Source organism: Arthrobacter mobilis, assembly GCF_012395835.1.
GTDB lineage: Bacteria > Actinomycetota > Actinomycetes > Actinomycetales > Micrococcaceae > Crystallibacter > Crystallibacter mobilis.
On the sequence record NZ_JAAZSQ010000011.1, the window covers coordinates 25,026 to 47,387 of the forward strand.

Genomic DNA, 22,362 nt, shown 5'->3' on the forward strand with positions numbered 1-22,362 from the left:
CACAGTGCGCGGAGCGGAGGCCGAAAGTTCACATTCCGGCGCGTCCGGGAATCGGCCGCCGGCGTATTTGGCTGTCAGGCTGCGCGGCCCCCTGTGGCAGGCGCGAACCCAGCAAACACAGTCATTCATTCTGCCACATCACACGGTGCGGCAACAATTCAGGCGGACGGCTCCACGGCCGGCACCGGCCGGACCCCGGCGGGCGTGACGGCGTAGCCGAGCGCTTCGAGCGCAGCTTTGTCCGCCTTGTCCAGGGCGGCCGGGTCCAGGGCCTCGATCAGGTCCGGGCGGCGGGCTGCGGTGCGCCGGAGCTGTTCGTCCCGGCGGTACCGGGCGATCCGGGCATGATTGCCGCTGAGCAGGACGTTGGGGACGTCGCGGCCGCGCCACTCGGAGGGCTTGGTGTACACGGGGTACTCGAGCAGCCCGTCCGCGTGCGATTCCTCCACCAGCGACTCGGGATTGCCGACGACGCCCGGAAGCAGCCGGCCGATGGCCTCCACCATGGCCAGCACGGCCACTTCCCCGCCGTTGAGCACGTAGTCACCGAGGCTGACCGGGCGGACGGTGAAAGACCCTGCGGCCCATTCCAGCACGCGCTCGTCGATGCCTTCGTAGCGGCCGCAGGCGAAGACCAGGTGGTCCTGTTCGGCCAGTTCCCAGGCCAGCGCCTGGTTGAAGACCTCGCCGGCCGGAGAGGGCACGATCAGGACCGGACGGCCGGCTTCGGGTACCGGATCGGCCGCTTCGCGCCCTGCCGAACCGGCGGTATCCAGGATGGATTCAAGCGCCAGGGCCCAGGGTTCCGGCTTCATCACCATGCCGGCCCCGCCACCGTAGGGGGTGTCATCCACGGTGCGGTGCCGGTCCGCGGTAAAGTCCCGCAGGTCGTGCACGTTCAGCTGCAGCAACCCGTCCCGCCGGGCCTTGCCGATCAAGGACAGGTCCAGGGCCGCGAGGTACTCCGGGAAGATGCTGACGACGTCGATCCGCACCTAGCGCTCCCCGCCGCCGTCGTCCGGTTCGCCGGCGGCTTCCGGGGAGTTGAGCTCGAACAGCCCGGCCGGCGGCGTCAGCACGACGAACCCTCCCTGGACATCCACCTCGGGCACGATCGCGGCCACGAACGGCACCAGCACTTCCTGCCCGTCCAGCGCCTCGACCACCAGCAGGTCCTGGGCGGGCATGGTGTTCAGCCCGGAGACCTTGCCGACCTCGCGGCCGTCGACCAGCACGGACAGGCCCACGAGCTCGTGCTCGTACCAGGCGTCCTCGTCATCCTCGACATCCTCGGTGTTGACGAACAGCCTGGCTCCGCGCAGTTCCTCGGCCCGGTTGCGGTCCGGCACTTCATGGAAGCCCAGCAGCAGGATCTCCTTGTTCCAGCGGGCGCTGCGCAGCGTCAGCGGCCCGAGCCGGGCCGGCTCCACCACGAACTCGGCGTCCACCACGAAACGCTCTTCCGGGGCGTCGGTGAGCACCTGCACGGTGACTTCCCCGCGGATGCCGTGGGGCTTGCCGATCCGGGCAACCTGTAGCTGCATGATTCTCCTCATCCGAAAAATGCCTCCGGCTCCTGGACCAGGATCTGGTGCAGGAGCCGGAGGTTATGCAATTTTTGCCTGTCCTGCGCCGGGCGCCGGGCGGGCGGGTTCCGTCAGCGGCGGCGGTCCGTGTCCACCACGTCCACGCGCACCTGCTCGCCGCCCGGGAGGGCATTGATCACGGTGCGCAGCGCGCGGGCGGTCCGGCCCTGCCGGCCGATGACGCGGCCCAAGTCATCCTGATGAACGCGCACCTCGATGATGTCACCGCGGCGGTTGTTCTTCATCGCGACCTTGACGTCTTCAGGACTGTCAACGATGCCGCGGACCAGGTGCTCGAGCGCCTCTGCCAGCATTTACTCGGCCTTTGCGGTCTCGTCGGCAGACTCGGCCTCTTCGGCCGGAGCTTCGGCCTTGCCCTTCTTGGTGATGGCCTCGGGGAGGATGACGGAGTCCTTCTCGGGAGCCACGAAGGCTTCCTTGGCGCCCTTGGTCTTCAGGGTGCCTTCCTGGCCCGGCAGGCCCTTGAACTTCTGCCAGTCGCCGGTGATCTTCAGGATCGCGGCAACCTGCTCGGTCGGCTGCGCGCCAACGCCCAGCCAGTACTGCGCGCGCTCGGAGTTGACCTCGATGAACGAAGGCTCCTCGGTCGGGTGGTACTTGCCGATCTCCTCGATGGCGCGGCCATCGCGGCGGGCGCGGGAGTCCATGACGACGATGCGGTAGTGCGGCGCACGGATCTTACCGAAGCGCTTGAGACGAATCTTAACGGCCACTGTTGTGGTCTCTCCTGGTTCTGAAAGTGGGCGAGCCCGTATGTCTGCTCCCGTGGGGCGGGCCATGGTTGGGGCTCTGAGGACAAGATGCACGCGCGGAGAGAGGGGTCCGCCCGGATCGAGTACCCGTCCATTGTGCCAGAATATGTGCGCCTTGCGCGACTTGACGGCACCGGGCCCCGGCGGTCAGGAGGAAATACTCCAGACGTACAGCTGGTGGCGGTCATCCTCGGGCACCGACGCGGCCAGTTCGGCGACCCGGCGGACCATCTCCTCGGCCTCCGCGGCGCCGAACGGCATGTCCTCCTCCGCGGCCCAGACGTCGGCGACGCGGGGGATCAGGGAGTCGCCTTCGTCGTCGGTCCGGGTGAGCAGTTCCGCCAGCGAGCGGACCATGGAATCCGGCGCCACCATCAGCGAATCGCTGGCGACGTCGGCCAGGTCCAGGGCGGCATCCTCATCGGCATGCACCGCCTTGCCGGCCAGGGAGCCGAGGATCTCGACCTCCAGGTCGCTGATGCCGTTGATCCGCACGTGCGGGGCATCCGGCACGTTGGCGGCCGGGCTGCCCGCCGCGGCGGCGTCCAGGGCCGAAGCCCGGCGGACCGCCGCATCATGGGTGGCTACGAAAATTTCCGTGATACTGGACATGCCTGCTCCCGCACTGGACTACCTGGTCCTGACCAGACTAGCCATCTGCCGCGGCGTGCGGAAACCGGCAGGTCAGCCGGCGGCCACGCGCAGCCGGTTGCGCCACGGATCCTCGAAGCGCAGCTCGGCCCCGGTGTGGTGGTGGGCCACGCCGGCGAACGTCAGGCGCTCGGCCAGGGCGCCCACCTCATCCTCGTGCGGAACATGGATGAGCACCTCGCCCAGGCCCAGGGTGTCCTTGCGCGGACCGGCGCCGCGGCTGTTCCAGACGTTCATCGCCATGTGGTGGTGGTAGCCGCCGGCGGAAACGAAGATGGCCTGGCCATGCCAGCCGGCGGTGCGCTCGAAGCCCAGGGTGTTCACATAGAACTCCTCCGCGGTCTGCGTGTCGCCGACCTGCAGGTGGACGTGCCCGATGGCGGCGCCCGCCTCGCGCTGGCCTGCGGCCGCTTCCTCGGTCAGATGGTTCTGCAGGTACAGGTGCGGCGGCAGGGCCACATTGTCCATGTGGACTTCCCGGCGGCCGTCCGCGCCGAGGATCCATTCCCAGGTATCGCGGGGCTTGTCGAAGTACAGCTCGATGCCGTTGCCTTCGGGATCGGTGAAATAGAAGGCCTCGCTGACCAGATGGTCCGCACTTCCGGCGTACAGGCGCGGCTCATAGCGCGCGGCGGAGGCGATGGTGGCCGCGAGCGCGGACCGGTCCGCAAAGAGGAAGGCGGTGTGGAACAGGCCGGCCTCGCCCCGGGAGGGCAGCCGCAGCCCGGAGGCCGGGGCCAGGTGCACCAGCGGCCGGTTGCCGCGGCCGAGGTAGACGCCGCCGAGCCCCTCGGCCAGCGGCTCCAGGCCCAGGGCCTCCTGGTAATAGGCGGTCATCCTCTGCATGTCCCCCACCTTGAGCATGACGGTGCCCATGGTCAGGTCGGCGGGGAGCAGGTCCTGGTTCTTTGCTTGAAGGTTCACGTAAATATAATACTTGAAGCTTCATGTTTGTTCCAGCCCTGCACCTCTCCTCAGCGCAGGACTTCACCGCGCAGCACCAGATGGCGCGGGCGGGCCGTCTCGGTGATGTCCGCGCGCGGATCGGCTGCGAACACCACGACGTCGGCACTGGCGCCTTCACTGATCCCCTCGGCCCCCAGCCACCGCCGGGCGTCCCAGCACGCCGCATCCAGGGCCGCAGCCGGCGGCAGCCCTGCCTTGGTCAACTCGAGCAACTCCTCGGCAATGAGCCCGTGGCCGACGACGGAACCGGCGTCGGTGCCGGCAATGATCCTGATGCCTGCCTCATGGGCCTTGCCGACGGTCTCGTAGCGGCGGTGGTGCAGGTCCCGCATGTGCCGGGCATAGGCGGGGAACTTCGGCTCACCCTGGGCCGCGTACTCGGTAAACCTGGCGATGTTGACCAGCGTGGGGACGATTGCCACCCCCTGCTCCGCGAACCGCGGCAGGTGCCGGTCCAGCAGCCCGGTCGCGTGCTCGATGCAGTCGATGCCCGCATCCAGCATCAGATCCAGCGTCTGCTCGGCGAAGCAATGCGCGGTCACCCGCGCGCCCTCGGCGTGCGCGGCAGCCACGGCGTCGGCCAGTTCGCCGCCGTCGAACGCCGGGGCCAGGTCCCCTGCCGCCCGGTCGATCCAGTCCCCGATCAGCTTCACCCAGCCGTCCCCGCGCCGGGCCTGCAGGCGCACCTGCTCCACCAGCCCTCCCGGTCCGACCTCGACGGCGAAGTTCCGGTAGTAGCGCCTGCTGGCAGCGATCGTGCGTCCGCAGCGGATCAGCCGGGGCAGGTCCGCCCGCGCCTGGACCCAGCGGTTGTCCCCCGGCACGCCGGCGTCGCGGATCAGCAGCACGCCCGAATCCCGCGACGCCGCGGCCTGGCGCTCGGCCGTCTCCGCGGAGGCCTCGCCGTGCTGGTCCAGGCCCACGTGGCAGTGGGCGTCCACGAAGCCGGGCAGCACCCAGCCGCTGAGCGTGCGGTCCGGAACACGGCCGGGATCATGGAAGGTGATCCGGCCGTCCACCACCCACATTTCGGCGCGTTCCTCGGCCGGGGAGGTGAGGATGTGGCCGGTGAGGTGCAGGACGGAACGCATGGGCCCAAGCCTAGCCGCAGGCTGCCCCCGACGCTTCGCGGACGGACAGGCTCAGCGCCGGCGGCTCCGGTACTTCAGGTAGCCGTAGAAGGCCAGGTCCCCCGCAGCCTGGGCCGCCAGCGTCAGTGCCCCGGCCCGGAGCAGTCCCGCGGCGCCGGAGGGGCGCCGTGCAGCCGAGCGGTACAGGGCGGCGGCGGCGGCACCGGCCACTGCCGCGCTGCCGGCCAGCAGCCCCGGCCGCTGCAGGACTGCCCGGTGCCAGACGGCAGCCGGCGACCCACCGGATCCCGGAGTGGACATGACCTCAAGGACGGCCTTGCCCAGCGGCAGCGCCGGGAGGCAGGACATGTTCTCCACTACGAACGGATCCACCGTTCCCTCGGCCAGCTGGCCGGCCAGTTCGGGCAACCCCAGCAGCCGGGCGGCAGCAACCAGCACCTGGGGCCCGTCCTGTTCGCAGAGCAGCTCCCGCAGCCGGGCCACTGTGTCCGGGCCCAGCCCCAGCGAGGAAGCAAGCAGCGCGGTGTCCGGGCTGCCCGGCCGGACCAGCCGCCCGAGCAGGCGCAGGGCGGAGCCGGAGGCCCGGGAGGTGGACGGAAACGGCTTGGCCGGCGGCTCCCACGCGTGCCAGAAATTGGTTGCGGGATCCTTGCGCTTGCCGGGCAGCCACGCCTCGACGGCCCGGAAGCCGTCCAGGTTCATCAGCGCGACCACCGGCTTGGATTCGACCGGCCAGTTGAACAGCCCCGGCGCCACCTCGCCCCGGACCAGCACCAGGGAACGGTCCCCCGGCGCTACGTCCTCCAGAACATACAGGTCCACGTGGTTCAGCGCCCCGAACAGCACCAGGTCCGCCCGGCGGAACCTGCCGACCAGCACGGTACGCAGGGATTCGACGTCGGCGGCTTCGTCCGGCGGATCCGGCAGCTCCGGCGTGGATTCCAGCTCAAGGGCGGCATCCGCCGGCGGGGCCTCGAAGTCGAAGTCATCCAACTCCACGGCAGCACCCAGCGCCAGGGCCAGCGTCTGGGCAGCCATCCGGTAGTCCGGACCGGGCACTGCCTCCCCCGCCGCGTCCAGCACGGCCACCCGGCCCTCGGAATCGCGGGCCAGGACCACTCCGACCACTGTCTGTCCGGCACGCGGCCTGCCGCCGGTGAACGCCCCGAGCAGGGAACGGTCCGACAGTTCCCGGACGAGCGCGGCGACCCCGGCCTCGTCCAGCGGCCACGGCCACCACAATTGACCGTCGATCGGCTCCCAGGCGGATTGGCTCATAGGTCAACGCTATCGTCCGCCGCCCTTCCCCGCACGCCGTAAACGCGCAGACCCCTGCTGCCGTCCTGGCCCGCGGGGACCCTACGGGCGGCCCACCCGCCCGGTCACGGAACGGAGGAATGCCGTCAACAGCGCCCTGCCCTCGGTGGTGTCCTGCGGCCGGTGGTTCCCGCCCGCGTGGCGGTGGACGGCGCCGGTGCTGGCCAGGTACTCCGCCACCTCCTCGTACAGCGGCTCCCAGCCGCCGGTGACCACCAGGGTGGGCAGTCCGGGCACGATGTGCAGGGGCGCCTCCCACGGCGGGGCCTGCAGCCGGAGCCGGCGCGCGGCCACACGGTCCGGCCCGGTCTGCAACGGCCCGGCTTCCAGCCCGAAGAGCACTCGGGAGAACTCGCGGCTGTACTGTTCGTCGTCGAGCCGGTCCCGGGCGGCAAAGAGCGGTCCGCGGCGTTCACGGTAGGTCGTGGTTACCGGCAGGTCCGCGGTCAGGGACAGGCAGGCGGGCTCGAACAGCGCCAGGGACCGGACCAGGTCCGGGCGCTCCACGGCGGCCATCATCGCCGCCACCGCACCTTCGGCGTGGGCCACGACATGCCCGCCCGTGCCCAGGTTCTCCAGCACGATCCGCATGTCGGCGTCGAAATCGGTGGGCAGCGGTTCGGCCTGCGGGTCGAAACCGTGCCGGCGGAGGAACAGGCAGTCGTACTCCAGCGCCATCCCGTGCAGGTTGGTCCACGCGGCGGCACCGTACAGTCCGGCACCGTGGACGAAGACCATCCGTTCGGGCAAGCTGTGCAGGCGCATACGTGGAATCCCTGGAGCTGGAGCCGCTCCGCCGTCCGTCCTCCCTGGTCCTTACTTGCCGAGGAACTTCTCGAACCCCTTGGGCAGGTTCAGTGCCGAGGGGTCGAACTCCTGCTCCTGCGCACCGAAGGCCGCCCCGGTGGGCAGCGCCTTGGCGGCATTGGCCCTGCGGGCCTCCGCCGCTGCCAGCTCCTGGGCTGCCTTGGCCGGGTTGCCCGAACGGGCCTTCTTCTTGCCCTTGGACGCCTGCTTGCCCTTCCGGGCTCCTCCGCTGAAGCCGCCGGGGCCGGCGAGCCCGGGCATGCCGGGGATGCCGCCGCCCTGGGCGAGCTTCTTCATCATCTTCTGGGCCTGGCCGAAACGCTCCAGCAGGGCGTTGACCTCGGAGACCTGCACGCCGGACCCGCGGGCGATGCGCGCACGGCGCGAGCCGTTGATGATCTTCGGCGCCAGGCGCTCGTGCGGGGTCATGGAGCGCACAATCGCCTCCACCCGGTCGATCTCGCGCTCGTCGAAGTTCTCCAGCTGCTCGCGCATGCCGGCGGCGCCGGGCATCATCATCAGCAGCTTCTTCATCGAGCCCATGTTGCGGATCTGCTGCATCTGGGCGAGGAAGTCTTCGAGGGTGAAGTCCTCCTGGTCGACGAACTTCTTCGCCATCCGGGCAGCTTCGTCTTTGTCCCAGGCCTTCTCCGCCTGCTCGATCAGGGTGAGGATGTCGCCCATGTCCAGGATGCGGTTGGCCATCCGGTCCGGGTGGAAGATCTCGAAGTCATCCAGGCCTTCGCCGGTGGAGGCGAACATGACCGGCTTGCCGGTCACGGAGGCGACGGAGAGCGCGGCACCGCCGCGCGCGTCGCCGTCGAGCTTGGACAGCACGACGCCGGTAAAGTCCACGCCCTCATGGAACGCCTGGGCGGTATTGACCGCGTCCTGGCCGATCATCGCGTCGATGACGAACAGCACCTCGTCCGGGTTGACCGCGGCGCGGATGTCCGCTGCCTGCTGCATCATCTCGGCGTCGATGCCCAGCCGGCCGGCGGTATCGACGATGACGACATCGTGCAGCTTCTGCCGCGCCTCGGCGACGCCGTCGCGGGCCACGGCCACCGGATCGCCGGTGGCGGCCTCGAACTCGGACTGCACGCCCGGATGCGGCGCAAAGACCGGCACGCCGGCGCGCTGGCCGTTGACCTGCAGCTGGGTGACGGCGTTGGGGCGCTGCAGGTCGGCGGCCACCAGCAGCGGGCTGTGGCCCTGGCCCTTGAGCCACTTGGCCAGCTTGCCGGCCAAGGTGGTCTTGCCGGCACCTTGCAGGCCGGCGAGCATGATGACGGTCGGCGGGGTCTTGGCCAGGCGGATGCGCCGGGTCTCGCCGCCGAGGATGCGGACCAGCTCGTCGTTGACGATCTTCACGACCTGCTGGGCAGGATTCAGCGCCGCCGAGACTTCCTCGCCGAGAGCGCGCTCCTTGACGTGGGCGGCGAACTCGCGCACCACGGGCACGGCGACGTCGGCATCGAGCAGGGCACGGCGGATCTCGCGGACGGTGGCGTCGACGTCGGCCTCGGACAGGCGTCCCTTGCCGCGCAGGTTCTTGAAGGTGGAGGTCAACCGGTCGGAGAGTGAATTGAACACGCGCCGTGCTTCTTTCGTCTATCGAGGACATCTTCCCCGGGCTGGGCCGGAGTTCAACTACCTAGGTTACCAATCAACGGTAGCCAATTTGTCTACTGCCGGTTGTGCCCGCCGGACATTCCCTGAACCGGCGGCCCGTGGCAAGGTGGGACCTGTGAGCACAGAAACGACGGGCGCACCGGCCCAGGCCGTGGCAGGCCGGCCCGTGAGGATCCGCACCCTGCTCATCCTGGGCGCCTCCGGGGACCTGACCGGCCGGCTGCTGCTGCCCGGACTGGGCAGGCTGCTGGCCCTGGGACGCACCGCCGGGCTGACGCTGGTGGGCGCGGGTTCGGATGACTGGAGCCGGCAGCAGTGGCGCGACCGGGTGGCCGGGGCCTTCCGGGACTGCGAGCGCCCGGACAATGACAACGGCGTTCGGCAGCTTCGCCTGGTCGCCGGCCAGACCGACTACCACCGGCTGGACGTGACCGCGAAGGGGGCGCTGGCCGGCCTGCTCGCCGCCCTGGAGGGCCCGGTAGCGGTGTTCTTCGCGCTGCCGCCGGCAGTGAGCCAGAAGGCCTGCGAGGTGCTCGGGCCCGCCGACATTCCCGAGGGCACCCGGCTGGTGCTGGAAAAGCCGTTCGGTTCCAGCCTCGAATCGGCCCGGTCGCTGAACCGGACGCTGCTGCGGCTGGTGCCGGAGGAAAACATCCACCGCGTGGACCACTTCCTGGGCAAGGCCACGGTGTTCAACATCCTGGGCCTGCGCTTTGCCAACCGGCTGCTCGAGCCGCTCTTCAGCAACCAGCACGTGGCCAAGGTGGAGATCTACTACGACGAGTCCCTGGCCCTGGAAGGCCGGGCCCGCTACTACGACCACGCCGGCGCCCTGCGGGACATGATCCAGAGCCACCTGCTGCAGGTGATGGCACTGATGGCCCTGAACGCCCCGGCGAGTCTGAAGGAACGGGATTTGCGCGACCATATCGGCAGCGTGCTCCGGGCCAGTTCCGTGAACCCGGACTTCGCCCGCAGCACCCGCCGCGCGCGCTATACGGCCGGCGACATCGAGGGCCGGCGGATCCCGGACTACACCGCCGAGGCCGGGATCGACCCGTCCCGCGGTACCGAGACCTTGGCCGAGATCGAAGTCTCGATCAACAACGAGCGCTGGGCCGGGGTGCCGTTCATCCTGCGCTCGGGCAAGGCGCTCGGCCGGCCGCAGAAGGAGGCCATCGTCACCTTCAAACCGGTGAACCACCTGCCCACCGGCTTCAAAGGCGTGGACGAGCCCACCCGGCTGCGCATCGGCTTCGGGCCGGAGACCCTGCGGCTGGAGATCGATGTCAACGGCCCCGGTGACATTTTCACGCTGGACCGGGCGGTCATGGAAGCGCAGCTGCACTCGGCGGACCTGCTTCCCTACGGCGAAGTCCTGGAAGGAGTGCTCGCCGGGGATCCGCTGCTGTCGGTCCGCGGCGACATCGCCGAGGACTGCTGGCGGATTGTCGAGCCCGTGCTGCAGGCGTGGGCGGAGAACCAGGTGCCGCTGGAGGAATATCCGGCAGGTTCGCATGGCCCCGCAGGGTGGGGAACCTCCCGCCAGGACCGCCCGCTGGAATGACCTTGGCCGCCGCCCCGGCCCACCCGCAGTGCGGGGGTTCGGGGGCGGCGGGCCAAGGTCTGTACCGCGGGAACATCTGCCGGCCAATTACTGCCCTGCAACTACCGGCCGGTTTTGAGAGGGAGGGGCGGTGCTTTCGCGGTCTGCTGGCGCGAGGGTCAGATGGCGGCTTCGCCGCGCTCGCCGGTGCGTACGCGCAGGGCCTCTTCGACGTTGACGACCCAGACCTTGCCGTCCCCGGCCCGACCGGTGTTGGCGGTGGAGACGAGCACGTCGACAATGTCGCCGGCCCATTCGTCCGCCACCAGCACCTCGATCCGCACCTTCGGCAGCAGGTCCACGGTGTACTCGGCGCCGCGGTAGACCTCGGTGTGTCCGCGCTGGCGGCCGTAGCCGCTGGCCTGGCTGACGGTCAGACCCTGGACGCCGTAGCTTTCCAGGCTGCCGCGGACGTCGTCGAGCTTTTCCGGACGGATGATCGCGGTGACCAGTTTCATGCCTTGACCTCTTCCTTGGCGGCGGTGGCTGCGGCTGCCCCGGAGGCTGCCAGCGGCTGGAAGGCGCCGCCGGTGCCCAGGCCGCCGAACTCGTAGGCGGTTTCGGCATGCTGGGTCAGGTCCACGCCGGCCGTCTCTTCCTCTTCGCTGACGCGGAAGCCGATGGTCTTGTGGATGGCCAGGCCGATGAGGGCGGTCAGGACCGCGCAGTAGAGGACGGCGAACAGCGCCGCTACCGCCTGCGCGCCGAGCTGGGCCAGGCCGCCGCCGTAGAACAGGCCGCCGGCTGCGCCCTCGGCCGGCAGGGCGATGAAACCCAGGGCCAGGGTGCCGACCAGACCGGCCACGAGGTGGACGCCGACGACGTCGAGGGAGTCGTCGTAGCCGAGCCGGTACTTCAGCCCGACCGCCAGTGCCGCCAGGACACCGGCCACGATGCCGAGGCCGATCGCCCCCAGCGGGGAGACGTTGGCACAGGCAGGGGTGATCGCCACGAGGCCGGCGACGACGCCGGAAGCCGCACCGAGGGACGTCGGGCGTCCGTCGCGGATCCGTTCGGTGACCAGCCAGCCGAGCATCGCGGCGGCCGGGGCGGCCATGGTGTTGACCCAGATCAGGCCGGCTTCCTCGGCAGTACCGGCGGCGCCGCCGTTGAACCCGAACCAGCCGAACCACAGCAGGGCGGCCCCGATCATGATCAGCGGAATGTTGTGCGGGCGCTGGGCCGGGTCCTTGCCGAAGCCCTTGCGCTTGCCAATGATCAGCGCCAGGACCAGGCCTGCCACACCGGCGTTGATGTGCACCACGGTGCCGCCGGCGAAGTCGATCGCCTCACCGGCCCAGGCACCGATGGCCCCATCGGCGCTGAGCAGGCCGCCGCCCCAGACCATGAAGGCCATCGGGCAGTAGACCAGGGTAGCCCAGACGGGCACGAAGATGGCCCAGGCACCAAACTTGGAACGGTCGGCGATCGCCCCGGAGATCAGCGCCACGGTGATGATGGCGAAAGTGGCTCCGTAGCCGGCACCGATCAGATCCTCGGTGCTGATCAGGCCTTCCATGCCGAAGGACGCGAACGGGTTGCCGAACAGCTGGGCGATGCCCTCGCCGCCGCTCATCGAGTAGCCCCAGAGCACCCAGACCACGGCGACCAGGCCGATGGAGATAAAGCTCATCATCATCATGTTCAAAGCTGCCTTGGCCCGGGTCATTCCGCCATAGAAGAATGCCAGCCCCGGTGTCATCAGCAGCACCAGGGCAGCGGAAACCATCACCCAGACGTGACCTGCCGTCAGATCCATTTTCACGTCCTCTCGTCGCCGGCGGGCCATTCCCGCCAACACCAGAGTGCCGCCGCAGTGTTTCCGCCGATCCAGCGGAAGATTTCTGCTTGGTTACAAGAAAGGCGGGTGCGTAAAAAGGCGATAAAGCCGGTGTTTCGGCCATGTTTCCGGAACCTGACCGGCCGGTCCCTCATCGCCGGCTCCCCCTCCCCCGTTTTGGGAATCCGCTGCATGTTTAAATCGTGGGCAGATTCCCACAACGGGGGAAACCGGCGGACCGGATCCCGCGCGCCCGAGGCCGGGCCCTCGGCGGATAGCGCTCCGTGCCCTCCCGAACCTCGCAAGCCCGGTTGGGGTCCCTCGGGCACTACGCTGGGAAGCATGCCCCTTCTCCGCCGCCTGCCCGGCATCGCCGGCCGTCCCGAGCCCGCCCCGCGGGTGCGGCTGCCGCGGGACATCAAGGTCCTGCTCGCCGCCGCGTTCGTGATCGCCCTCGGCTACGGACTGGTCGCCCCCGTGCTTCCCCAGTTCGCCGCAAGTTTCGACGTCGGCGTCGCGGCGGCGTCGGTCATCGTGAGCGTGTTCGCGTTCACCCGGCTGGTCTTCGCCCCGGCCAGCGGCAGCCTGACCGCCCGGCTCGGCGAGCGGAAGGTCTATGTGTCCGGAGTGTTGATCGTCGCCCTGTCCACCGGTGCCTGCGCCTTCGCGCAGGACTACTGGCAGCTGCTGCTGTACCGCGGCCTGGGCGGCATCGGCTCCACCATGTTCACCGTCTCCGCCATGGCGCTGCTGATCAGGCTCTCCCCGCCGGATGGCCGCGGGCGCGTATCCGGCGCCTACGCCGGCACCTTCCTGATGGGCGGCATCCTCGGCCCGGTGGTCGGCGGGCTGCTGGCCGGCTGGGGGCTGCGCGTACCCTTCCTGGTGTATGCGGCAGCCCTGGTGGTCGCGGCCGCCGTCGTCGCCGTCATGCTCCGTGAGCCGCGGGGCGCCGCCGGCAGCGCCGGCGGCCCGGTCCAGCCGCCGCTGACCGTCCGGGAGGCGCTCAGCGACGGGACCTACCGGGCCTCGCTGGTGGCCGCCGTCGCCAACGGCTGGGCGAACTTCGGCGTCCGGATGTCCCTGATCCCGCTCTTTGCCGGGGCGGTGCTGCTGGCCGGTCCCTCCACCGCCGGCCTGGCTCTGGCCGTGTTCGCAGTCGGCAACGCGCTGGCGCTGACCTTCTCCGGCCGGCTGGCCGACACCATCGGGCGCAAGCCCATGGTCATCACCGGACTGGTAGTTACCGGACTGGCCTTGGGTGCGGTGGGATTCTCCGACAACGTGCCGCTGTTCGTGGTGCTCTCGGTGGTGGCAGGCTTCGGCTCGGGCCTGCTGAACCCCTCGCAGCAGGCAGCGGTGGCCGACATTGTCGGCAACCAACGCAACGGCGGGAAGGTCCTGGCGGCCTTCCAGATGGCCACCGACGCCGGGGCGATCCTCGGGCCGGTCCTGGCCGGTGCGCTCGCGGACCAGCTCTCCTACGGCTGGGCCTTCGCGGTCACCGGCGCCATCGCCCTGGCCGCGGCGCTGGTGTGGCTGGTATCCGGCCGCGAGACACTCATCCGGGAACCGCAGCAAGGCCCGGACCGTCCCGCCTAGCTACTCCACTTCGCGCCAGAACGCCGCGACACGGGCGTTCCACTCGTCCGGAACCTCTTGGAAGGGCTGGTGGGCCTCGCCCTCCAGCAGCTCGAAGCGTGCGCCGGGAATCAGCTGCGCCACACTCCGGCACAGGTCCGGGCGGACGGTTGAGTCGCGGCCGCCGGCCAGTACCAGCGTGGGTGCGGCAATCTGCGGCAGGCGCTCCGTGGTGTCGTGCGCCCGGAAGGCGTCCAGGAAACGCACCAGCTCCTCGGTCTGCTGTTTGTGCGGGAAGGCCAGCACGTCCTCGATGAACCGGTCCACCGTCCCGTCGTCGTGCGCCCGGTTGGTGTAGATGTCGAGGAAGAACATCTGCAGGAAGTCGCGCTCGGTCGGGGCGTTTTCCGCCAGCCAGCGGACCAGGTCCGCCCAGCGGCGCAGGTAGGTGTCCATCACCGGCCAGGTGCTCTGCAGGACGAGGCTGTGGACCAGCCCCGGATGGCGGAGCGCCAGCTCCTGGGCGATGATGCTGCCCCCGGAGAAGCCCGCCACGTGGGCCGAGGAAATGCCCAGCGCCCGCAGCACGCCGGCGCCGTCGTCGGCCATCTGCTCCACCGTGACCGGACCCGGCGGCATGGCGGTCCGGCCCGCGCCGCGGTTGTCGAACGTGGTCAGCCGGAAACTGCCGGCGAGCCCGTCCAGCTGGAACTGCCAGGACTCGACGGTGTCCCCCAGGCCGCCGATCAGCAGGACGTCCGGCCCGTCGCCGGCCTGCTCGGCCCAGATGTCCAGGTCGCCGGCCCGTACATGCTTGCCCATGCCTCAGCCCTCTTCCGCTCAGGGGCCGATCCTACGCCGCTCCGGCAGCCGGTGGGAATACTGCCGGGGCAAACCGAAGGGCGGGCGCGTTATCCGACGCGTCCGCCCTTCGGCAGATCAGCTGTCTCCCGGCTAGTTCAGCAAGGCGTCGACAAAACTTTCGGCTTCGAACGGGGCCAGATCGTCCGGGCCCTCGCCCAGGCCCACCAGCTTCACCGGCACGCCCAGGCTGCGCTGGATGGCTACCACGATGCCGCCCTTGGCGGTCCCGTCCAGCTTGGTCAGCACGATGCCGGTGATGTTGACGACCTCGGAGAACACCTTGGCCTGGTTCAGCCCGTTCTGCCCGGTGGTCGCGTCCAGCACCAGCAGCACCTCGTCCACCGTGGCCAGCTTCTCGATCACGCGCTTGACCTTGCCGAGCTCGTCCATCAGGCCGACCTTGTTCTGCAGGCGGCCGGCGGTATCCACCATGACGACGTCCACTTCTTGGTCGATGCCGGCCTTCACCGCCTCGAAGGCAACCGAGGCAGGATCGGCGCCGTCGATGTCGGACTTCACGGTCGGCACGCCCACGCGCTGTCCCCAGGTCGCCAGCTGCTCGGCCGCCGCGGCGCGGAAGGTGTCGGCCGCCCCCAGCAGCACGTCCTTGTCCTCGGCCACCAGCACGCGGGCCAGCTTGCCCACGGTGGTGGTCTTGCCGACGCCGTTGACGCCGACCACCAGGACGACGGCGGGCCGGTCGGCGTGGCGCTGGACGGCGAGGCTGCGGTCCATCCCCGGGTCCACGAGCTTGATCAGTTCCTCGCGCAGCATCTGCTTGACCTCGTCCGGGTCCTGGCTGCCGGCGATCTTGACCCGGTCGCGCAGCGCGTCCACCAGCTCTGTGGTCGGTTCGGTCCCGAGGTCCGCCAGCAGCAGCGTCTCCTCGATCTCGTCCCAGACGTCCTCATCGATCTTGTCGCGCGAGAGCAGCGCCAGCAGGCCCTTGCCCAGGGCGTTGTTGGACTTGACCAGCCGGGCGCGCAGCCGGGCCAGCCGGCCCTGGACCGGCGCCGGGGTCTCGACCGGCACAGCCTCGATGCCGGTCAGGTCCTCGGCCACCTCGACATCGGCCGGCGGAAGCTCGGGTTCGGGTGCCGGCGGTGCAGGGGCTTCCGGCCGTGCCGGCGGGGCCTCGAGCGTGTCCGTTCCGGCGCCGGCCAGCGGTGCCTGGTCGTTGGCGTCGCGCGTGGTGGTGTAGGTGCCCGGCGGAGTCCTGCGGCCCTTCAGCAGCAGGATCGCAACGGAACCGACGACGGCGATAGCTATGACAGCGTAGAGAATGATCAGGGTTACGTCGTTCACGTCCCTAGCTTCTCACAGCGCCCGGACCGTCAGTCAGCTGCCGGCGTCCCCGTTGCGGCGGGCTTCGGCCTGTTCCCGGACGAACTGCCGGTCCGCTTCGGAGACTTCGAACTGCCCGGGACCGTCTCCGTCCCCCACGGCGGCATTGATGGCGTTGACCACCGTCCGCGGCAGGACGACGGTTCCGGGGTTGTCCATGAACCATTCCCGGATTCCCGGTTCCAGCCGGTCCCACCACTGCGCAATCGGTGCCGATTCCATGGCTGTCCTTTCCTCGGTGTCCTCGATCCGCTCCGGCAAATCTACGGCGCGGGTGTGAACTGCGTATTAACGCTGCCTCACATTGCGGACCATGGCCGAAATCCTGGAGGCTGTCGGTTCCGCGGGCGCGGACATAAGATTTGGCTATGGCCTCCTCCGGTTTCGTGGAGCTGGAACGCAAATACGACGTCGACGACCATTCCCCGCTGCCGCCGCTTCACGAGCTGCCGGGCGTGAGCCGGGTCGAGCAGCCGGTCGAGCACCAGCTGGAAGCGGTGTACTTCGACACCGAGGACCTGCTGCTGGCCTCCCGGGGTATCTCGCTGCGGCGCCGGACCGGCGGCGAGGACGCCGGTTGGCACCTGAAGATGCCGGCAGCCGGCGGCCGCCGTGAATTCCACGAACCGCTCGGCGACCATGCCGGCAATGTGCCCGCTCCGCTGCTGCAGCTGGTTCGCGTGCATGTAAGGGACAGGATTTTGGTTCCGGTGGCACGGCTGCAGACCCGGCGGGTCGTGCACCGGCTGCGCGGGCCCGGCGATGTGCACCTGGCCGATATGAGCGACGACCATGTGCAGGCCCGTTCTCCCGTGACCGGTGCCGTGGGCGCACGGTGGCGGGAGTGGGAACTCGAGCTGGCCGACGGCCGGCCGGAGCTGCTCGATGCCGGGGAGGACCTGTTCGCCGGCGCCGGCATCCGGCCCGCCGCCCACGAATCGAAGCTCAGGCGCGCGCTGGGCAGCCGTCCGGTCCCTGCGGTGGCCGCGGCGCCGCAGCCAAGGCGCAAAGGTCCCGCCGCCGCCGTCGTGCTCGCCTACCTGGACCAGCAGGTCCGCGCGCTCAAGGAGCAGGATCCGCTGGTGCGGCAGGACGCCGAGGATTCGGTGCACCAGATGCGCCTGGCCACCCGGCGCCTGCGTTCGGCATTGGCCACGTACCGGAAACTGCTGGAGCCGGACACCGCCGGCCGGCTGCGCAGCGAGCTGAGGTGGCTGGCCCATGTCCTCGGCGATGCCCGGGATGCCGCCGTGATGCAGGAGCGGGTGGCTGGCATGCTCGAGAGCGAAGATGCCGACCTGGTGATGGGCCCGGTCAGCCGCCGGCTCGAGATCGACCTCGGACAGTCCTCCCGGGACGCCCGCGCCGCGGTGCTGCGGGCGCTGGACGAAGAGCGGTACTTCCGGCTGCTGGATGCCCTGGACGCGCTGCTGGCAGACCCGCCGCTGACGAAGCTGGGCTCGCAGCCTGCCCGCAAGGTGGTCCCGAAGCTGGTCCAGCGGGACCTGAAACGGCTCAAGCGCGCCGTCAAGGCGGCCAGGCGTGCACCCGCCGGGGAGAACCCGGATCTGCTGCTGCACGAAGCGCGCAAATGTGCCAAACGGCTGCGCTATGCCGCCGAGGCCGCCGCCTCGGTCGCTCCCAAGCAGGCGCGGCGGCTGGCCGACGCCGCCCACGAGGTCCAGGACATCCTGGGCGGGCACCAGGACAGCGTCGTCGCCCGGCAGCTGCTGCGCCGGCTCGGTGCCGAGTCCTTTGGCCTGGGTGAGAACGGTTTCACCTACGGCCGGCTGCACGCCCTGGAAGAGGCCGGGGCGGCAGACTCGGCGGCCCGGTTCCGGCAGGCGTGGAAGAATTTCCCGGCGGCCGCACTCGTGAAGTAGGGGATCCGGCCGCCGGCAGCATCGTGTCATGAAACCCTTCCTGTTCCTGTCGACAAGGCCGGAGGACCCGGCTGCGGACGAAGAATACGCGGCGGTGCTGCGCATCGGAGGCCTGCAGCCGGCGGAACTGCACCGCGTCCGGCTGGAGGCGGCACCGATGCCGGAGACCGACCTGGGGTACTACAGCGGCATCATCCTCGGAGGCAGCCCGTTCACGTCGAGCGACCCGCCGGAGCTGAAGTCCCCGGCCCAACTGCGGGTGGAAGCCGAACTGGCCAGGCTGCTGGATGTAGTGGTGGAGGCCGATTTCCCGTTCTTTGGCGCGTGCTATGGCGTGTCGACGCTGGGCGTCCACCAGGGCGGCAGCGTGGACCGGCGGTTCGGCGAGCCCGTCGGCGACGTCGAAATAGTCCTCGCCGACGGCGCCGCCCGCGATCCGCTGCTGGCCGGGGTGCCCGAACGCTTCCGTGCGTTCGTAGGCCACAAGGAAGGCTGTTCCCGGCTTCCGGACGGTGCCGAACTGCTGGCCGCATCAGCCAGCTGCCCGGTGCAGATGTTCCGCATCAAACGCAACCTCTACGCCACGCAGTTCCATCCTGAGCTGGACGTCGAGGGCCTGGTGACCCGGATCCGGATCTACCGCCACGCCGGCTACTTCCCGCCCGAGCAGGCGGAGGAGATCATCACCGTGGTCCGCCGCAGCAAGGTCACCGTCCCGCAGCAGATCCTGCGCAATTTCGTGGACCGCTACGCCTGGCACTGACCTGGCCGGGCGGGGTGGGGCAGGCGAGGTGGGCGGAAGCCGCGGGCCGGGCTCAGGCGCTGGCGGCGGTGATCCGCTGGGAGATCACGGTGGAGACGCCATCTCCGCGCATGGTGACCCCGTAAAGCGCGTCCGCAACCTCCATGGTGCGCTTCTGGTGGGTGATCACGATCAGCTGGCTGGACTCGCGCAGCTCTTCGAAGATGGTGATCAGCCGCCCGAGGTTGGTGTCGTCCAAGGCCGCCTCGACCTCGTCCATCACGTAGAACGGGGACGGGCGCGCCTTGAAGATCGACACCAGCAGTGCTACCGCCGTCAGCGAGCGCTCGCCGCCGGAGAGCAGCGACAGGCGCTTGATCTTCTTGCCGGCAGGCCGGGCTTCGACTTCGATCCCGGTAGCCAGCATGTCGTCCGGGTCGGTGAGCACCAGCCGGCCCTCGCCGCCGGGAAACAGCCGGCCGAAAACGCGGACGAACTGCTCGGCGGTGTCCTTGAAGGCTTCGGCGAAGACCTGCTCCACGCGTTCGTCCACTTCGCGGATGATGTCCAGCAGGTCCTTGCGGCTGGCCTTCAGATCCTCCAGCTGGCTGCTCAGGAACTGGTGGCGTTCCTCCAGCGCGGCGAATTCCTCCAGGGCCAGCGGATTGACCTTGCCCAGGGCAGCCAGGTCCCGTTCGGCCTTCTTCAGACGCTTTTCCTGCTCGGCCCGCACAAACGGCACCGTCTCCAGGACCGGGTTGCCGTCCTCGTCCACCTCGGCGCGCAGCGCGGCCCACTTGTCCGGCTTGCCCTTTCCGCCCGCCGGGGCCTGGGTGACCGGGACCGGCTGGTCCGGCCCGTAGTGCGCCACCAGATGGTCTGCGGTCATGCCCAGCTCCTCGATGGCGCGGGTCTGCACCGCCTCGATCCGCAGCCGCTGCTGGGCCCGGGCCAGTTCGTCACGGTGTACCGCGTCCGTCAGCTTGCGCAGTTCCTCGGCCAGTGCCGCGGTGGCCGTGCGGACCTCGGCCAGTTCGGACTCCCAGGCCGCGCGCACCTCCTCGGCCGCGTCCCGCTCCCGGGCCGCGGTGTCCACGGAAACCTCCAGCCAGGCGAGCACCTCTTCGGCCCCCCGGGCCACGGCTGCCGCCTTGGCTGCCTGCAGCTGCCGCCGGCGCGCGCGTTCGGCCGCGGCGGCGCGGGCCTGCCGCTCGGTGGCCGCGGCGCGCTCCAGCGCCGCGGCCCGGTTGCTGAGCGCGGTGAGCTGCTCCTCGGCCGAGCGCAGCGCCAGCCGGGCGTCCATCTCGGCCTGCCGGGCGCCGGCGGCTTCGGCCGCGAGCGCATCCCGGCGCTGGGTGGACGGTTCCCCGGCCTCCGGCTCGTCGCCGGCATCCCGGGCGGCGCCCAAGCGGGCGGTGATCTCTGCCAGCGCCTGCTGCTCGGCCTGCAGGTTCTCCTCCGCGGCCGCCACCAGTTTCGCAAGCCGCGCACCCTCGGCCTCCGTGGAACGCAGCATCGAGCCGAGGGTGCCCAGGCGCTCGGCGACGGCGGCAATCCGTGCGTCCGAAGAGTTAAGTTCCTCCAGGGCGGCCTCGGCGCGCTGCTTGGCCTCGTTTCGGCGGGCGGAAGCGCCGGCGATGGCGAACTTGGCCCGTTCCAGGCGGGCCGTGGCGTCCTCCAGGTGGGCGGCGGTGTCCTCCACGGCAGCCTGCAGTTCGATCAGGCTGGGACCGCCGGCGGCACCTCCGCGGACGAGCCAGGAGGTGAACACGTCCCCCTCGCGGGTGACGGCGGTCAGGTCCGGACGGACGGCGATGATGTCACCGGCCGTCTGCAGGTCCTCGACAACGACGACGGCGCGGAGCAGGCCGGCGACCGCGCCGTCCAGTCCGCGGGCGGCCTGGACCAGGGAGGTGGCCGGCGTGGCTCCGGCCGGCAGGATGGCGGCCCCGGCATCGGTACGTTCGACGGCGCCCGCTCCCCGGCCGGCGGAGGCCGGAGCGTCCGCGATGACCAGGTGCACCCGGCCGGCGTCGCCGGCCTTCATCAGCTCCAGCGCCCGGACCGCTGCGTGCGCATCGCGGACGGCCACGGCTTCGGCCGCGGAACCCAGGGCTGCCGCGATGGCCGCCTCGTAACCGGGTTTTACGGTAATCAGGTCCGCCAGCGGGGCCAGCACGCCGTCGATCCCGGAGGCCAGCAGGACGGCGCTGCCGTCCCGGCGGTGCAGCCCCACCTCGAGAGCCTCCTTGCGCGCGGCGAGCGCGGCCCGCTCCCGTTCGGCCTCGCGCCGCGCTGCCGCGGCGTCCTCCAGTTCGGCCTCGATGGCCTCGAGGGCTTCCACCGCTTCCTCGTACGCGGCGTCCAGCCGCTCCTCGCCCGCCTCGGCACCTGCCGCCTGCGACTCCAGCGCGGCGAACTCGGCTTCGGCCTGCCGGCGCCGGTCCTCGCCTCCGGCGATCAGACCGCGCAGACGTCCGAGTTCGGCTTCGGCAGCTTCCACCCGCGACCGGGCGGTGCCCACCTTCCCGGCAAGCCTGGCCAGACCCTCCCGCCGGTCCGCGGCGGCGCGCAGCACAGTGGTCAGCCGCCGGTCTTCCTCGGCTGCTGCCTGCTCGGCCGCGGCCCGCCGGCCGACGGCTTCCTCCAGCGCCGCCTGACGCTCTTCCAGCTCGAATTCCAGGTCCACCTGTTCCTCGCGCACCTGGGCGGCCTGCTGCTCGAGCACCTCCGGGTCCCGGCCGGCATCGGCGGGGGCCTCGGCGCTGCCCAGCAGCCGCCGGCGCTCCCCCGCCAGGTTCGCCAGGGCACGGAAGCGCTCCCGCGCCGCGCAAAGCCGGTACCAGGCATCCCGGGCCGTGTTCACGCGCGGCGTCGCTTCCGCGGCCAGCAGTTCCAGTTCGGCCAACCGCCGGCGGCCGGCGTCCAGGTTCTTCTCCGCCTCGGCCTGCCGGGTCCTGGCCGCTGCCTCGTCCGCGGCTTCCTGCTCCAGGACCGACGTGAGCCGGACCAGCTCGTCGGCCAGCAGCCTGGCCCGGGCGTCCCGGACCTCGAACTGGACCTGCTGTGCCCGGCGCGCCACCTCGGCCTGCCTGCCGAGCGGCGTCAGCTGCCGCCGCAGCTCGGCAGTCAGGTCCGTGAGCCGGGTGAGGTTGGCCTGCATCGCCTCCAGCTTGCGGACGGTCTTTTCCTTGCGCCGGCGGTGCTTGAGGATGCCGGAGGCCTCCTCAATGAACCCGCGCCGGTCCTCCGGGGTGGCGTGCAGCACGCGGTCCAGCTGGCCCTGCCCGACGATCACGTGCATCTCGCGCCCCAAGCCGGAATCGCTGAGCAGCTCCTGGATATCCAGGAGCCGGCAGTTGTTGCCGTTGATGGCGTATTCCGAACCGCCGGCGCGGAAGAGGGTCCGGGAGATGGTGACCTCGGAGTATTCGATCGGCAGGGCGCCGTCGGTATTGTCGATGGTCAGGGACACCTGGGCCCGGCCCAGGGCCGGCCGGCCGGCGGTGCCGGCGAAGATGACGTCTTCCATCTTGCCGCCGCGGAGGGTCTTGGCGCCCTGTTCCCCCATGACCCAGGCGAGAGCATCCACCACGTTCGACTTTCCGGAGCCGTTGGGTCCCACTACAGCCGTGACGCCGGGCTCAAAGTCGAACGTGGTGGCGGAGGCGAATGACTTAAAGCCCCGCACCGTCAGACTTTTCAAATGCAAAGTATGTCTCCCGCAGCGCTGTCT

20 protein-coding genes are annotated in these 22,362 nt (G+C 70.3%); 4 read left to right on the top strand and 16 right to left on the bottom strand.

The features are described 5' to 3' along the window. Nucleotides 1-158: 158 nt before the first annotated feature. The 10 genes from trmD to ffh form a co-directional block, all read right to left on the bottom strand. Entirely contained in the window at nucleotides 159-995 is an 837-nt protein-coding gene (trmD, locus tag HGG74_RS12290) for a tRNA (guanosine(37)-N1)-methyltransferase TrmD (protein WP_168486724.1), read from the bottom strand. After that, complete coding sequence (rimM, locus tag HGG74_RS12295; RefSeq protein ID WP_168486726.1) at nucleotides 996-1,544, bottom strand: ribosome maturation factor RimM; 549 nt, start codon at nucleotides 1,542-1,544, stop codon at nucleotides 996-998. Nucleotides 1,545-1,657: 113 nt separating this feature from the next. Beyond that, on the bottom strand, nucleotides 1,658-1,900 hold the full coding sequence (locus tag HGG74_RS12300; protein WP_168486728.1) for an RNA-binding protein: 243 nt from the start codon (nucleotides 1,898-1,900) through the stop codon (nucleotides 1,658-1,660). Beyond that, a complete protein-coding gene (gene rpsP, locus HGG74_RS12305) occupies nucleotides 1,901-2,320 on the bottom strand; it encodes a 30S ribosomal protein S16 (protein ID WP_168486730.1) in 420 nt (139 codons plus the stop codon). 186 nt (nucleotides 2,321-2,506) lie between these two features. Continuing rightward, nucleotides 2,507-2,971 carry a hypothetical protein gene (locus HGG74_RS12310; RefSeq protein WP_168486732.1) on the bottom strand — a complete coding sequence of 155 codons (465 nt, stop codon included), beginning with the start codon at nucleotides 2,969-2,971 and terminating at the stop codon, nucleotides 2,507-2,509. Nucleotides 2,972-3,043: 72 nt separating this feature from the next. After that, nucleotides 3,044-3,886 (bottom strand): VOC family protein, encoded by an 843-nt coding sequence (locus HGG74_RS12315; protein WP_205761824.1) that lies wholly within the window; start codon nucleotides 3,884-3,886, stop codon nucleotides 3,044-3,046. 98 nt (nucleotides 3,887-3,984) lie between these two features. Beyond that, nucleotides 3,985-5,067 carry an amidohydrolase family protein gene (locus tag HGG74_RS12320; protein ID WP_168486736.1) on the bottom strand — a complete coding sequence of 361 codons (1,083 nt, stop codon included), beginning with the start codon at nucleotides 5,065-5,067 and terminating at the stop codon, nucleotides 3,985-3,987. A 51-nt stretch (nucleotides 5,068-5,118) separates the two neighbouring features. Further along, complete coding sequence (locus HGG74_RS12325; protein WP_168486738.1) at nucleotides 5,119-6,345, bottom strand: hypothetical protein; 1,227 nt, start codon at nucleotides 6,343-6,345, stop codon at nucleotides 5,119-5,121. Nucleotides 6,346-6,426: 81 nt separating this feature from the next. Then, entirely contained in the window at nucleotides 6,427-7,149 is a 723-nt protein-coding gene (locus HGG74_RS12330; protein ID WP_168486740.1) for an alpha/beta hydrolase, read from the bottom strand. A 51-nt stretch (nucleotides 7,150-7,200) separates the two neighbouring features. Then, on the bottom strand, nucleotides 7,201-8,787 hold the full coding sequence (gene ffh, locus HGG74_RS12335; protein ID WP_168486742.1) for a signal recognition particle protein: 1,587 nt from the start codon (nucleotides 8,785-8,787) through the stop codon (nucleotides 7,201-7,203). A 154-nt stretch (nucleotides 8,788-8,941) separates the two neighbouring features. Between ffh and HGG74_RS12340 the strand changes: the two genes are divergently transcribed. After that, nucleotides 8,942-10,393, top strand: coding sequence for a glucose-6-phosphate dehydrogenase (locus tag HGG74_RS12340; RefSeq protein WP_312856832.1), 1,452 nt, complete (start codon nucleotides 8,942-8,944; stop codon nucleotides 10,391-10,393). A 158-nt stretch (nucleotides 10,394-10,551) separates the two neighbouring features. Here the strand turns inward: HGG74_RS12340 and HGG74_RS12345 are convergent, their stop codons facing one another. Then, nucleotides 10,552-10,890, bottom strand: a complete 339-nt coding sequence (locus tag HGG74_RS12345) for a P-II family nitrogen regulator (protein ID WP_168486744.1) — start codon at nucleotides 10,888-10,890, stop codon at nucleotides 10,552-10,554. Then, nucleotides 10,887-12,191, bottom strand: a complete 1,305-nt coding sequence (locus HGG74_RS12350; protein WP_168486745.1) for an ammonium transporter — start codon at nucleotides 12,189-12,191, stop codon at nucleotides 10,887-10,889. Before HGG74_RS12350 ends, HGG74_RS12345 begins: the two co-directional genes overlap by 4 nt. Before the next feature lie 363 nt (nucleotides 12,192-12,554). Between HGG74_RS12350 and HGG74_RS12355 the strand changes: the two genes are divergently transcribed. Next, entirely contained in the window at nucleotides 12,555-13,814 is a 1,260-nt protein-coding gene (locus HGG74_RS12355) for an MFS transporter (protein WP_168486747.1), read from the top strand. Here HGG74_RS12355 and HGG74_RS12360 read toward each other — a convergent pair whose 3' ends face one another. From HGG74_RS12360 to HGG74_RS12370, 3 genes are all read right to left on the bottom strand, one after another. Further along, a complete protein-coding gene (locus HGG74_RS12360; RefSeq protein ID WP_168486749.1) occupies nucleotides 13,815-14,615 on the bottom strand; it encodes an alpha/beta fold hydrolase in 801 nt (266 codons plus the stop codon). It lies immediately after the preceding gene. A gap of 132 nt (nucleotides 14,616-14,747) precedes the next feature. Continuing rightward, nucleotides 14,748-15,962: a signal recognition particle-docking protein FtsY gene (ftsY, locus tag HGG74_RS12365; RefSeq protein WP_168486751.1), complete on the bottom strand. Its 1,215-nt coding sequence runs from the start codon at nucleotides 15,960-15,962 to the stop codon at nucleotides 14,748-14,750. Nucleotides 15,963-15,995: 33 nt separating this feature from the next. Then, nucleotides 15,996-16,223 carry a hypothetical protein gene (locus tag HGG74_RS12370; protein WP_168486753.1) on the bottom strand — a complete coding sequence of 76 codons (228 nt, stop codon included), beginning with the start codon at nucleotides 16,221-16,223 and terminating at the stop codon, nucleotides 15,996-15,998. A 146-nt stretch (nucleotides 16,224-16,369) separates the two neighbouring features. Here HGG74_RS12370 and HGG74_RS12375 point away from each other — a divergent pair, with 146 nt between their 5' ends. Then, the gene (locus tag HGG74_RS12375) at nucleotides 16,370-17,884 is read left to right on the top strand and encodes a CYTH and CHAD domain-containing protein (RefSeq protein ID WP_168486755.1); all 1,515 of its coding nucleotides are present in this window, start codon (nucleotides 16,370-16,372) and stop codon (nucleotides 17,882-17,884) included. Nucleotides 17,885-17,912: 28 nt separating this feature from the next. Then, entirely contained in the window at nucleotides 17,913-18,647 is a 735-nt protein-coding gene (locus HGG74_RS12380; protein ID WP_168486756.1) for a glutamine amidotransferase, read from the top strand. A gap of 52 nt (nucleotides 18,648-18,699) precedes the next feature. Here HGG74_RS12380 and smc read toward each other — a convergent pair whose 3' ends face one another. Then, a complete protein-coding gene (gene smc, locus HGG74_RS12385) occupies nucleotides 18,700-22,338 on the bottom strand; it encodes a chromosome segregation protein SMC (protein ID WP_205761814.1) in 3,639 nt (1,212 codons plus the stop codon). Nucleotides 22,339-22,362: the final 24 nt, after the last annotated feature.

What these genes read in the sequence shown, in the direction of transcription:
- rimM (WP_168486726.1), bottom strand. Translation starts at nt 1,544, where the DNA reads ATGCAGCTACAGGTTGCCCGGATCGGCAAGCCCCACGGCATCCGCGGG.
- HGG74_RS12300 (WP_168486728.1), bottom strand. Translation starts at nt 1,900, where the DNA reads ATGCTGGCAGAGGCGCTCGAGCACCTGGTCCGCGGCATCGTTGACAGT.
- HGG74_RS12310 (WP_168486732.1), bottom strand. Translation starts at nt 2,971, where the DNA reads ATGTCCAGTATCACGGAAATTTTCGTAGCCACCCATGATGCGGCGGTC.
- HGG74_RS12315 (WP_205761824.1), bottom strand. Translation starts at nt 3,886, where the DNA reads ATGGGCACCGTCATGCTCAAGGTGGGGGACATGCAGAGGATGACCGCC.
- HGG74_RS12320 (WP_168486736.1), bottom strand. Translation starts at nt 5,067, where the DNA reads ATGCGTTCCGTCCTGCACCTCACCGGCCACATCCTCACCTCCCCGGCC.
- HGG74_RS12325 (WP_168486738.1), bottom strand. Translation starts at nt 6,345, where the DNA reads ATGAGCCAATCCGCCTGGGAGCCGATCGACGGTCAATTGTGGTGGCCG.
- HGG74_RS12330 (WP_168486740.1), bottom strand. Translation starts at nt 7,149, where the DNA reads ATGCGCCTGCACAGCTTGCCCGAACGGATGGTCTTCGTCCACGGTGCC.
- HGG74_RS12345 (WP_168486744.1), bottom strand. Translation starts at nt 10,890, where the DNA reads ATGAAACTGGTCACCGCGATCATCCGTCCGGAAAAGCTCGACGACGTC.
- HGG74_RS12350 (WP_168486745.1), bottom strand. Translation starts at nt 12,191, where the DNA reads ATGGATCTGACGGCAGGTCACGTCTGGGTGATGGTTTCCGCTGCCCTG.
- HGG74_RS12355 (WP_168486747.1), top strand. Translation starts at nt 12,555, where the DNA reads ATGCCCCTTCTCCGCCGCCTGCCCGGCATCGCCGGCCGTCCCGAGCCC.
- HGG74_RS12360 (WP_168486749.1), bottom strand. Translation starts at nt 14,615, where the DNA reads ATGGGCAAGCATGTACGGGCCGGCGACCTGGACATCTGGGCCGAGCAG.
- HGG74_RS12370 (WP_168486753.1), bottom strand. Translation starts at nt 16,223, where the DNA reads ATGGAATCGGCACCGATTGCGCAGTGGTGGGACCGGCTGGAACCGGGA.
- HGG74_RS12375 (WP_168486755.1), top strand. Translation starts at nt 16,370, where the DNA reads ATGGCCTCCTCCGGTTTCGTGGAGCTGGAACGCAAATACGACGTCGAC.
- HGG74_RS12380 (WP_168486756.1), top strand. Translation starts at nt 17,913, where the DNA reads ATGAAACCCTTCCTGTTCCTGTCGACAAGGCCGGAGGACCCGGCTGCG.